This is a genomic window from Stenotrophomonas terrae, from assembly GCF_001431465.1.
GTDB lineage: Bacteria > Pseudomonadota > Gammaproteobacteria > Xanthomonadales > Xanthomonadaceae > Stenotrophomonas > Stenotrophomonas terrae.
This window is the reverse complement of sequence record NZ_LDJJ01000006.1, coordinates 123,906-134,577: the sequence shown is the minus strand read 5'-3', so window position 1 is coordinate 134,577 and position 10,672 is coordinate 123,906. Positions and strand designations below refer to the sequence as shown.

Genomic DNA, 10,672 nt, shown 5'->3' with positions numbered 1-10,672 from the left:
GCCCTTGCGCCAGCGCAAGGGCGTTCAATGAGCAGCGAACCTATGGTTCGCAAGCTGCTCCTTTCACCCCGTAAGGGGAGAGGGGCTTTGAAGCTGCAGGTGCATATGTTGCTGGCGCTCGGAGCGCGCTGAGCCCCTCTCCCCTTGCGGGAGAGGGGTTGGGGAGAGGGGAAGCCGCGAAGCGCCGCTTTCCCCAGACAAACCCCGCACACAACACCACCATGCTAGGCTCCACCTCCCACGCCACGTCACCAACGTGGCGTTTTTATTTCCCTTCGATCGACAGGAACAGGCCTTATGCCGACCGAACCCAGTACCGCCCTCATCACCAATGACATCGTCGGCCTCGGCCTGATTGCTGCCACATTGGCCCTGATCTTCTGGCTGGCCAGCGGCCCGACCCCATTCTGGAAGAAAGTCTTCAGCTGGGTGCCCGCACTGTTGCTGTGCTATTTCATCCCCGCCATCTACAACACCACCGGCCTGATCGACGGCCACAGCACCAAGCTCTACAACCCGATCGCACGCGACGTACTGCTGCCGGCCGCCTTGGTGCTGCTGACGCTGTCCATCGACCTGAAGGGCATTGCCAAGCTGGGGCCCAAACTGCTGATCATGTTCGTCACCGGTACCGTCGGCATCGTGCTGGGCGCGGCGGTGTCGTTCCAGGTGATGAAGTTCATCCACCCGGAAACCGTGGCCGGTGATACCTGGGCTGGCATGGCCGCCTTGGCCGGCAGCTGGATCGGCGGTGGCGCCAACATGGCTGCCATGCGCGAGACGTTCAATGTCGATGCAACGACCTTTGGTCAGATCGCCGTGGTCGACGTGGCCTGCGCCAGTTTGTGGATGGCGGTACTGCTTTGGCTGGCTGGGCGCTCGCAGGCGATTGATACCAAGAGCGGTGCTGATACCTCGGCCATCGATGACATGAAACGCCGCATCGCCGAATACGAAGCCAAGAGCGCGCGCAACCCCAGCCTGACCGACCTGATGGTGATCGTGGGTGTTGGCCTGGGCATCGTCGGTCTTGCGCATGCGCTGGCCACGCCGCTGGCCGGCTGGTTCGGGCAGAACGTGAGCTGGGCCAGCAAGGCTTCGCTGGATTCTTCGTTTGTGTGGGTGGTGATGCTGTCCACGCTTGCCGGCCTGCTGTTGAGCTTCACCCGCGCGCGCAACCTGGAAGCTGCCGGTGCATCGAAGATCGGCACCTTGTTCCTGTACTTCCTGATTGCCTGCATCGGCATGCAGATGGATCTACTGTCCTTGGCCGACCGCCCGTGGCTGTTCCTGCTGGGCGTGATCTGGATGGGCGTGCACATCGGCCTGCTGTACATCGTGGGTCGTTTGCTGCGGGCGCCGTTGTTCTTCTTTGCCATTGGCTCGCAGGGCAATATCGGCGCCGCCGCATCGGCACCGGTGGTAGCGGCGGCATTCCATCCCACGCTTGCGCCGGTGGGTGTGCTGCTTGGCACGGTGGGTTACGCCACCGGCACGGTGATCGCCTATATGACCGGCCTGATGCTGAAGTGGATGGCGGGCGCCTGAGGCTTCAGCACGTTGGTAGGAGCGGCGTGAGCCGCGAAGCCGACAATGCGTCCGCGCATTTGTAGTGCCGAGCCATGCTCGGCAGGGTGTTACCGGTGAGGCCTCTGCCGAGCATGGCTCGGCATTACATGAAGAGAATGCCGAGCATGGCTCGGCACTACAGGTAGCAAAAAGGCGGCGCCAGTGGCGCCGCCTTTTTGTTTATCTTCCCGTTGCTTCAGCAGCAGCGGAAACCGCTCCTGCCGCCGAAGCGGGCTTCCTGGCGTTCGCGGAAGAAGGTTTTGTAATCCATGACCTCGCGGTCGGGATGCTTCTCGCGCATGTGCCGGACATAGTTGTCGTAGTCCGGCACGCCGCAGCAAAGCCGCGCGGTCTGCACCAGACGCCGCCAGGTGCGGCGGAACGTCTGGTACTGGCCGACGGGGACCAGCTCGGTACCCATTACAGGTCAACCTCGTGCGGCTTCAATGCCACATAAGGCGTTTCCTTGTCGGTACGCGTCGGCGAACGACGTGCCACGGCAATGGTCTTGATCGAATACACCAGCACCGCGAACACCACGAACAGGAACAGCGCGGTCAGGCCGGTGTTGATGTAATTGTTGACCATCACCTGATGCATCTGGTCGAAGTTCTTCGACGGTGCCAGCAGCTCCTGGGCGGCAATGGCGTCACGGTACTTGTGTGCCTGGGCCAGGAAGCCCACTGCCGGGATGTCGGAGAAGATCTTGATGAAGCCGGCTGCGGTGGTGCAGATCAGCAGCCAGATGGCCGGGATCAGCGGCACCCAGGCGTACTTGTCCTTCTTCATCTTGAACAGCACCACGGTGCACAGCAGCAGCGCCACGCCGGCCAGCATCTGGTTGGCGATGCCGAACAGCGGCCACAACATGTTGATGCCGCCCAGCGGATCGGTCACGCCCTGGTACAGGAAGTACCCCCACAGCGCCACGCAGCCGCCGGTGGCGATGAAGCTTGCCACCCACGAATCGGTGCGACGCAGGGCCGGCACGAAGTTGCCCAGCAGGTCCTGCAGCATGAAGCGGCCCGAACGGGTGCCGGCATCCACCGCGGTCAGAATGAACAGTGCTTCGAACAGGATGGCGAAGTGGTACCAGAACGCCATCATGCCTTCACCCGGCAGCACCGCATGCAGGATCTGCGCGATACCCACGGCCAGGGTCGGCGCGCCACCGGCACGCGAGAGGATGGTGTGTTCACCAATCTCCGAGGCGGTTGCGGTCAACTGCTCCGGGGTGATGGCAAAGCCCCAGTTGGTCACGACCTGCGCAGCATGCACCACGTCGGTGCCGATGATGGCGGCCGGGCTGTTCATGGCGAAGTAGATGCCCGGCTCGATGATCGAAGCGGCCACCATGGCCATGATTGCCACGAACGATTCCATCAGCATGCCGCCATAACCGATGTAGGCGGCATGGCCTTCATTGGCCAGCAGCTTGGGCGTGGTGCCCGAACTGATCAGTGCATGGAAGCCCGATACCGCACCGCAGGCAATGGTGATGAACAGGAACGGGAACATGCTGCCCTTCCACACCGGGCCAGTGCCATCGGCAAACTGGGTCAGCGCCGGCATCTTCAGTTCCGGCATCACGATCAGGATGCCGATCGCCAGGCCGACAATCGTGCCGATCTTGAGGAAGGTGGACAGGTAATCGCGCGGGGCCAACAGCAGCCACACCGGCAGCACGGCGGCGACGAAACCGTAGCCGATCAGCATCCAGGTGATCTGGATACCGGTGAAGGTGAACATCGGGCCCATCACCGGGTCAGCGGCAACCTTGCCGCCGTACCAGATGGCAGCCAGCAGCAGGATAAGGCCAACGACAGAAATCTCGCCGATCTTGCCCGGCCGGATGTAGCGCATGTAGACGCCCATCAGGATGGCGATCGGCATGGTCGCGATCACCGTGAACATGCCCCAGGGGCTGCCCTCCAGTGCCTTCACCACGATCATCGCCAGCACCGCCAGGATGATGATCATGATCATGAATACGCCGAACAAGGCGATGGTGCCGGGCACCTGGCCCATCTCCTCGCGCACCAGGTCACCCAGCGAGCGGCCGTTGCGGCGGGTCGAGATGAACAGGATCATGAAGTCCTGCACCGCGCCAGCCAGCACCACGCCGGCAATCAGCCATAGCGTGCCGGGCAGGTAGCCCATCTGCGCGGCAAGCACCGGGCCCACCAGCGGGCCGGCACCGGCAATCGCGGCGAAGTGGTGGCCGAACAGTACGTGCTTGTTGGTGGGCACATAGTCCAGGCCATCGTTGTTGATCACCGCCGGCGTAGCGCGGGTGGGATCAACCCCCAGCACCTTGTTGGCGATGAACAGGCCGTAGTAGCGGAAGGCCACCAGATACAGCGATACCGCAGCCACCACGATCCACAGGGCATTGATGTGTTCGCCGCGCCGTAGCGCCACGACGCCTAGACAGAATGCGCCAATCAGGGACAGCAGCGCCCATCCGGCTTTTGAAAAACCTTTCATCGAGTTGCCTCGCAGGGGAATATGCCCAAGGTTCTACCCATGCTGGTCGGGGGTCAATGTGCATGGCGGCTGAAGCGGATGCGACTTTGGTCTTAGGCCAATGTCTTATCGAACATGACTGCGGGGGCGCTTTGGCTTTCAGTGGCAGGCTGGAACAAATGGTTGCAGTGATGATGATTGGTTTGGGTACTGGCGGCAGTCATTGTCTGCTGCATGTTCAAGGAGATTCCTCATGAGTAACCAGGATTCCGCCCGGGTGGTTCGCAGCATCCGTGGCATGCCCACTTCCGATGGTGCAGGGGTGCGGTTGACCCGTGTCATCGGCACGCCATCATTGCCGGAGCTTGATCCGTTCCTGATGCTGGACGAGTTCGGCACCGACAGGGCAGAGGACTACATCGCCGGCTTCCCGGAGCATCCGCACCGTGGCTTCGAGACGGTGACCTATATGCTCGATGGCCGCATGCGGCATAAGGACAACCACGGCAACGAGGGTTTGCTGACGCCTGGCAGCGTTCAATGGATGACAGCCGGACGTGGGCTTGTGCACTCGGAGATGCCCGAGCAGGAATCAGGTCGCATGCGGGGCTTCCAGCTGTGGGTGAACCTGCCGGCGCGCGACAAGATGACCGATCCGCGCTATCAGGAATTCGCGGCCGAACGCATTCCGCAGCTGGCAGCGGCCGAGGGCGTGAGCGTGAAGGTGATCGCTGGTACGGTGGATTCGGTCAGCGGGCCGATCCAGCAGCCGGCTACCGAGCCGTTGTATCTGGACGTAAGCCTTAGCCCGGGCAGCGCCTGGACCTGCCCGCTGCCGGCCGGGCACAACGCGTTCGCCTATGTCTTCGAAGGCGATGCATCGCTGGGTGAAGATGAGGATGCGCGTGCGGTGGAACTGCAGCAGCTGGCCGTGTTGGGTGGTGGCAGCAGATTGCAGATGCGCGCCGGTGCGCAGGGCGCACGATTGATCCTGGTGGCGGGGCGTCCGTTGCGCGAGCCAATAGCGCGGCATGGGCCGTTCGTGATGAACACCCGCGAGGAGTTGATGCAGGCCTTCGTTGATTACCAGGAAGGCCGCTTCTGAGCGATGACCGGTCCCGCGCGCTGCGCCGGGACCGGTATCAGCGCCGGCTCAGTTGCTGCCGGCCAAGGCGGACGGGTTGAGGTTCAAGCTCTGGGTCAGGTTCTGCAGCGTGCCCAGCTCGGTGGTGTCGGCGGCATCGATCCAGATCTGCGCGTAGCGGTTCTTGTCCAGCTTGACCACGCTGATGCGGCGTGACTCCAGGCCGGGGACGTCGCGGCCACCCATGTCCAGCTTGTACCAGTACATCTGCTCGCCGCCGAACTCGCCCTTCTCCGCACGCAGCGGGCGGTTCAAGGCCAGGTCGGGATCACGCCCGCTCAGCATCATGTTCAGTACCGTGCGGCCATCTTCGGTGGTGGCCTTGCAGACGATGAAATCACTCTGCGTCTGCTGGTCCCAGTGCAGCCCGCTATTGGCTGGCAGTGACGGGCATTGCACGGCCTGTTGGGCGAAAGCGCTGGCGCTGACGCCGAGCGCAAGTACGGCAGAAAAAATACAGACAGTCTTCACTACGCATTCCCCCATGGAACATCGGCCCAACGGCGCGACGAAGTCGTGTGGATGTTTCTGAAGTGACGTCATGGCTGGTGGGAGGTATCCGTCCCCCTCTGTACGTGCATCCCCATGCGCGCCAGCCAAGTGGCGACGGTATTACAAAATCCCCATCACATGCAAAACCTCGTTTCATAACGGGAACGGCCCCGCAGGGGGGCCGTTCGGTATATCCGTATCAGTTGAAACCAATAACGCGGTTTATTTGTCGCTGCCAATCCACTTATAGGCCAGGCCGCCGATGGCCGCGCCAAGGATGGGCGCCACCCAGAACAGCCACAGCTGGCTGATCGCGCCGGCGCCGGCAAACAGGGCGACGGCGGTGGAGCGGGCCGGGTTCACCGAAGTGTTGGTAACCGGGATGCTGATCAGGTGGATCAGGGTCAGGGCCAGGCCAATGGCAATCGGCGCGAAGCCGGCCGGGGCACGGCCATGGGTAGCACCCATGATCACGATCAGGAACACCGCAGTCAGCACTACTTCGCACAGGAACGCAGCAGCCACGGTATAGCCACCCGGCGACAGTGCGCCGTAGCCATTGCTGGCGAAGGCGCCGGGCGAACTGCCATCAATCAGGAAGCTGGCATTGCCTTGGGCGATCTGCAGCAGGATGAAGGCAGCAACGATGCCGCCCAGCACCTGGGCGACGATGTAGGGCAGCAGGTCCTTGGCCGGGAAGCGGCCGCCGGCCCACAGGCCGATGCTCACGGCCGGGTTGAAGTGGGCACCGGAGATGTGGCCGAACGCATAGGCGCCAGTGAGTACGGTAAGGCCGAAGGCGAGGGCAACACCGACAAAGCCAATACCAAGCGGATTACCGTCGCCGCCGAATTTCGCAGCCAATACCGCGCTGCCGCAGCCACCCAAGACCAGCCAGAAGGTGCCGAGAAACTCGGCCGCCAAACGCTTTCCCATGCTCATTGTGTCGTTCCTTTTATGTTCCCCGATTCGGGTGTGGGGAAAGTAACGGAGAAGAGGTGCGGACGCGTAGCGAAATCGTTAACTATTTCCCGCTTTTGCCTGTAGTGCTTTAGCACTATGCGCGGCTTGCGCCTTGCTGGCTACAGGGCGGCAACGGCTGTACGTGGTGACCTGCGTTGGCCTTGGTGGGAGGAGCGGAGTCAGCCTGGCAGCGGGATGAACTCCTTGTCATCGCCGGGGATGGTGCCGAAGCGGCCTTCACGCCAATCGTCCTTGGCCTGCTCAATGCGCTCCTTGGAACTGGAAACGAAATTCCACCACAGATGCCGCGGGCCATCCAGCGGCTCGCCGCCCATCAGCATGGCTTTGACGGGGGTCTTGGCGCGCAGGCGGCCGCGCGCGCCCGGCTCGGGAATGATCAGGTGCTGGCTGGGGACGTCGGTGCCGTCCAGCTGTGCGTCGCCTTCCAGGATGTAGAGCGCGCGCTCGATGTGCGAGGTATCCAGGTCGATCTCGGCACCGGGTGCCAGGTCGATGGCGACGTTCAAGGTGTCGGCAAATACCTTCACCGGCGATTCCTCGCCGTAGGCGCGGCCGGCAATCACCCGCAGCCAGGCGCCATCGCGGCGCTGCTGTGGCAGCTGGTCGGCGCCGAAATGGAAGAAGGCCGGCTCGGTTTCTTCGTGGCTCTTGGGCAGGGCAACCCAGGTCTGCATGCCATGCACGGCCTGTTCGTGCTCACGTACCGCAGTGGGGGTGCGTTCGGAGTGGGCAATGCCACGGCCGGCGGTCATCCAGTTGACGTCGCCGGGGCGGATGACCTGTTCCGAACCCAGCGTGTCGCGGTGCCCGATCTGGCCGGCCCACAGGAAGGTGACCGTAGCCAGGCCGATGTGTGGATGTGGACGCACATCAATGCCCTGGCCCGGGCTGAAGATGGCCGGGCCCATATGGTCCACGAACACGAACGAACCAACACTGCGCGCCTGCAGCGTGGGGACCGCGCGGCGTACCTGGAAGCCGCCAAGATCGTGGACGCGCGGGCTGATGATGGTGGTCATGGCTGGCTGGCTCCGGATTGCTTGAATGTGCGCGCAGGATGGCATGGCAGAAGCGAAGAGGGAGTCGTCGTGCGGGGAATGGATTGTTGTTTGGGTGGGTTGATGGGGCTGAAAGCGTTACCCCTCCCCAACCCTCCCCTTCGCTATGCGAAAGGGAGGGGGCGGTTCGCGGCTGTTTGATGAATCGCCGCGTAGCCGCTTTGGCCCCCTCCCTTTCGCGCAGCGAAGGGGAGGGCTGGGGAGGGGTGAGCTCCTGCTATTGCGCATCCATCAAAACAACCGGGCAAGCAAAGAAAACCAGTCTCCCCTGCAACTACACGGCTGCCCTACCCAAGCCCCCAAACAAGGACCGGAGAGCAACGTGAAGGGCTACAATCGCCATCTTCCTTCCCATTCCGGAGACCTCCGCAGTGACCCGCAAACTCGTGCTGTTGCGCCATGGCCAGAGCCAGTGGAACCTCGACAACCGCTTCACCGGCTGGGTGGACGTGGACCTCACCGAGCAGGGCCGCCAGGAGGCTGCTACCGCTGGCTGGCTGATGAAGGAAGAAGGCCTGCAGTTCGATGTGGCCCACACCTCGGTGCTCAAGCGCGCCATCCACACCCTGCAGGGTGCCTTGGCCGAGCTGGGCCAGGATTGGCTGCCGGTCAACAAGTCCTGGCGCCTGAACGAGCGTCACTACGGTGGCCTGCAGGGCCTGGACAAGGCCGAGACCGCCGCCAAGCACGGCGAGGAGCAGGTCAAGGTATGGCGTCGTTCCTACGACATCCCGCCGCCGCCGATGGACCTGGCCGATCCGGGCCACCCGATCCACGACCGCCGCTACGCCGGCCTGGACCGCAACGCGCTGCCGGCCACCGAGTCGCTGGCGACCACGCTGGAGCGTGTGCTGCCGTACTGGCATGACGCCATCGCCCCGCAGTTGAAGGACGGCAAGACCGTGCTGGTCACCGCCCACGGCAACTCGCTGCGCGCGCTGTACAAGTACCTCAACAACGTGAGCAAGGAGCAGATCCTTGAGCTCAACATCCCGACCGGCATTCCGTTGCTGTTTGAATTGAACGACGACCTCACTGTGAAGTCGTTCCGCTACCTGGGCGATCCGGAAGCGGCCAAGAAGGCTGCCGAGGCCGTGGCCAACCAGGGCAAGGCCAAGTAAGCGACCCGCTGAAAGCAGCGTCGTTGTTGCCTGCTCAGGCAGTGAATCACCCAAAAACCGATGTCAGCATGCTGGCATCGGTTTTTGCGTTTGTAGGAGCGGCCCACTTTGGATTGGTGGATTTTTGGATTTGTGGGAGCGGCGTAAGCCGCGAAGCTGACGTCGCTGAGGCGGCAAGCGCAGATGGCATCTGATGATGTCTCTGCTTCGCGGCTTACGCCGCTCCTACAAGAAAAATCAGTTCCGCAGCTCGGGCTGTACCCTCAACGTTGGCATTGGGTGGGGCTGGCGGCGCAGCGTGCGTTGTCACGCATGGCAAGGTCCTTCCCGATGTTGTAACCGCCATACAGCAGTGCCATCACCAGCAGTGCCAGACCAATCATCAGGTTCTCGGTACGGATGCCTGCAGGGTTTGGCGCGGCGGTGATGGTGAGTGGGTTGCTGACAGGCGGGATGGGCAGCAGGTCCTCCGCCGCAACCTCCAGCGCCGCCGCAACCGCCATCCGCGACTCAAGCGAGGCATTGCCCTCGGCTTCCAGACGTTGCACGGTGCGCGCGCTCAAGCCGCAGATGCTGGCCAGGTGTTCCTGCGACCAGCCTCGGGCTTCGCGCAGTTGCCTGATTCGCTTTCCATCGATCTTCACTGTTTCATCTTCCATGCTGCATTCCCGCCGATGTTAGCCGAGCTGCCAGGCTGCCGGACAACTGCCATCGACGACACGACAGCAAGCCGACAGCGGCGTGTCGGTCCAGTTGAATCAATAGCTTGCGTTTTTACCTGATGGCAACCACAGGTTCGCATCGCGTATGCCGGTGGCCGGGGTGAACTTCAGATGCGTGCGGCGGCATGCCATCATCGGCCACTGATCACGATCACTGGAGAGTCTGCTTGAGCAAATGGATGATGTCGGTAGTGGCAATGGTGGCGCTGAGCGCCTGTAGTGGTGCTCCCGAAGCTGCACCCAATGCCACACCTGAAGCGGCCGCTGCGAAGCCCGCAGCAGCAAGCGCTCAGCGCGGCGAAGGCAATCCTTACGAAGTGCTTGGCAGTGAAGTCTGGGACGTGCCCGATCCGGTCAGTGGCCGCAACTACCAGGTATTTGTGGCCCTGCCAGCGGGCTACGCCGATAACCCCGACAAGCGCTATCCGGTGCTGTATGTCACCGATGCCGACTATGCCTTCCCGCTGGTCTGGCAGATGGCGCGGCGCCTGAATGTCGAAGGCCGCAAGATCGACGACTTCATCCTGGTTGGCCTGTCCTATGCCAAGGGCGAGGGCGGCATGCAGAGTCGCCGTCGCGACTATACGCCTACCGCCAATGGCCCCAGCGGTTCGCCAGCCGATGCCGTGCACGGTGGCGCCAGCGCCTACATCACCTATCTGGAAACCCAGGCGCTGCCCTTCGTGGCCAAGCGTTACCGCACGGACGAAGCCCGGCGCTTGTTGCTGGGTCATTCCTATGGCGCCTTGCTTGGCACCCAGGTGCTGCTGGAGCGGCCGCAGTTGTTCAGCGGCTACATCCTCGGCAGCCCGTCGTACTGGTTTGACAAGCACGAGATGGAGCGCCGTCTGGCCGCGGCCGCCAAACCGGCCGAGCAGCCGGTGCGGGCCTACATGTATGTGGGCGAGTACGAAGCGGTACAGCACGGCGGCGATGTTGACATGGTGGTCGATGCGCAGCGCATGATCGGCCTGCTGGGCGCTCGTGGTGGGCAGGCACTGGAGCTGAAACTGGACGTGCTCAATGACGAGGACCATCTCAGCGTTGCCCCGCGTGGCTTCATGCATGGGCTGAAGTACCTGCTGGCCGCGCCGAAGAGCTGAGTCGTCCAATCCG

The 10,672-nt window shown here is 62.9% G+C and carries 10 protein-coding genes; 4 read left to right on the top strand and 6 right to left on the bottom strand.

What is annotated here, in order from left to right; genetic code table 11:
• Positions 1 to 297: 297 nt before the first annotated feature.
• A complete protein-coding gene (locus ABB27_RS02370; RefSeq protein WP_057626621.1) occupies positions 298 to 1,548 on the top strand; it encodes a DUF819 family protein in 1,251 nt (416 codons plus the stop codon).
• A 217-nt stretch (positions 1,549 to 1,765) separates the two neighbouring features.
• On the opposite strand, the gene ABB27_RS02365 is transcribed toward ABB27_RS02370, so the two are convergent.
• Together ABB27_RS02365 and ABB27_RS02360 are read right to left on the bottom strand one after the other, a co-directional pair.
• A complete protein-coding gene (locus tag ABB27_RS02365) occupies positions 1,766 to 1,990 on the bottom strand; it encodes a YbdD/YjiX family protein (protein WP_057626620.1) in 225 nt (74 codons plus the stop codon).
• Complete coding sequence (locus ABB27_RS02360) at positions 1,990 to 4,056, bottom strand: carbon starvation CstA family protein (RefSeq protein WP_057626619.1); 2,067 nt, start codon at positions 4,054 to 4,056, stop codon at positions 1,990 to 1,992. The genes ABB27_RS02365 and ABB27_RS02360 overlap by 1 nt, the downstream gene beginning before the upstream one ends.
• A gap of 232 nt (positions 4,057 to 4,288) precedes the next feature.
• Between ABB27_RS02360 and ABB27_RS02355 the strand changes: the two genes are divergently transcribed.
• On the top strand, positions 4,289 to 5,140 hold the full coding sequence (locus tag ABB27_RS02355; RefSeq protein ID WP_057626618.1) for a pirin family protein: 852 nt from the start codon (positions 4,289 to 4,291) through the stop codon (positions 5,138 to 5,140).
• 48 nt (positions 5,141 to 5,188) lie between these two features.
• On the opposite strand, the gene ABB27_RS02350 is transcribed toward ABB27_RS02355, so the two are convergent.
• The 3 genes from ABB27_RS02350 to ABB27_RS02340 all read right to left on the bottom strand — a co-directional run bounded on the left by ABB27_RS02350 (position 5,189) and on the right by ABB27_RS02340 (position 7,674).
• Entirely contained in the window at positions 5,189 to 5,650 is a 462-nt protein-coding gene (locus ABB27_RS02350; RefSeq protein ID WP_152984397.1) for a hypothetical protein, read from the bottom strand.
• Positions 5,651 to 5,893: 243 nt separating this feature from the next.
• Positions 5,894 to 6,613, bottom strand: a complete 720-nt coding sequence (gene aqpZ, locus ABB27_RS02345; RefSeq protein WP_083491100.1) for an aquaporin Z — start codon at positions 6,611 to 6,613, stop codon at positions 5,894 to 5,896.
• A 200-nt stretch (positions 6,614 to 6,813) separates the two neighbouring features.
• Positions 6,814 to 7,674: a pirin family protein gene (locus ABB27_RS02340; RefSeq protein ID WP_057626616.1), complete on the bottom strand. Its 861-nt coding sequence runs from the start codon at positions 7,672 to 7,674 to the stop codon at positions 6,814 to 6,816.
• Positions 7,675 to 8,084: 410 nt separating this feature from the next.
• Between ABB27_RS02340 and gpmA the strand changes: the two genes are divergently transcribed.
• Positions 8,085 to 8,834 (top strand): 2,3-diphosphoglycerate-dependent phosphoglycerate mutase, encoded by a 750-nt coding sequence (gene gpmA / locus ABB27_RS02335; RefSeq protein ID WP_057626614.1) that lies wholly within the window; start codon positions 8,085 to 8,087, stop codon positions 8,832 to 8,834.
• A 263-nt stretch (positions 8,835 to 9,097) separates the two neighbouring features.
• Here the strand turns inward: gpmA and ABB27_RS20135 are convergent, their stop codons facing one another.
• Positions 9,098 to 9,493 (bottom strand): helix-turn-helix domain-containing protein, encoded by a 396-nt coding sequence (locus ABB27_RS20135; protein ID WP_057626613.1) that lies wholly within the window; start codon positions 9,491 to 9,493, stop codon positions 9,098 to 9,100.
• Between the two features lie 260 nt (positions 9,494 to 9,753).
• On the opposite strand from ABB27_RS20135, the gene ABB27_RS02325 reads away from it, so the two are divergent.
• Positions 9,754 to 10,659, top strand: a complete 906-nt coding sequence (locus ABB27_RS02325) for an alpha/beta hydrolase (RefSeq protein ID WP_057626632.1) — start codon at positions 9,754 to 9,756, stop codon at positions 10,657 to 10,659.
• Positions 10,660 to 10,672: the final 13 nt, after the last annotated feature.

Bases quoted from the DNA above. Each gene is read 5' to 3' on its own strand.
- ABB27_RS02370 (WP_057626621.1), top strand. From the start codon at position 298: ATGCCGACCGAACCCAGTACCGCCCTCATCACCAATGACATCGTCGGC.
- ABB27_RS02360 (WP_057626619.1), bottom strand. From the start codon at position 4,056: ATGAAAGGTTTTTCAAAAGCCGGATGGGCGCTGCTGTCCCTGATTGGC.
- ABB27_RS02340 (WP_057626616.1), bottom strand. From the start codon at position 7,674: ATGACCACCATCATCAGCCCGCGCGTCCACGATCTTGGCGGCTTCCAG.
- ABB27_RS02355 (WP_057626618.1), top strand. From the start codon at position 4,289: ATGAGTAACCAGGATTCCGCCCGGGTGGTTCGCAGCATCCGTGGCATG.
- ABB27_RS02325 (WP_057626632.1), top strand. From the start codon at position 9,754: ATGGTGGCGCTGAGCGCCTGTAGTGGTGCTCCCGAAGCTGCACCCAAT.
- ABB27_RS20135 (WP_057626613.1), bottom strand. From the start codon at position 9,493: ATGGAAGATGAAACAGTGAAGATCGATGGAAAGCGAATCAGGCAACTG.
- aqpZ (WP_083491100.1), bottom strand. From the start codon at position 6,613: ATGAGCATGGGAAAGCGTTTGGCGGCCGAGTTTCTCGGCACCTTCTGG.
- ABB27_RS02365 (WP_057626620.1), bottom strand. From the start codon at position 1,990: ATGGGTACCGAGCTGGTCCCCGTCGGCCAGTACCAGACGTTCCGCCGC.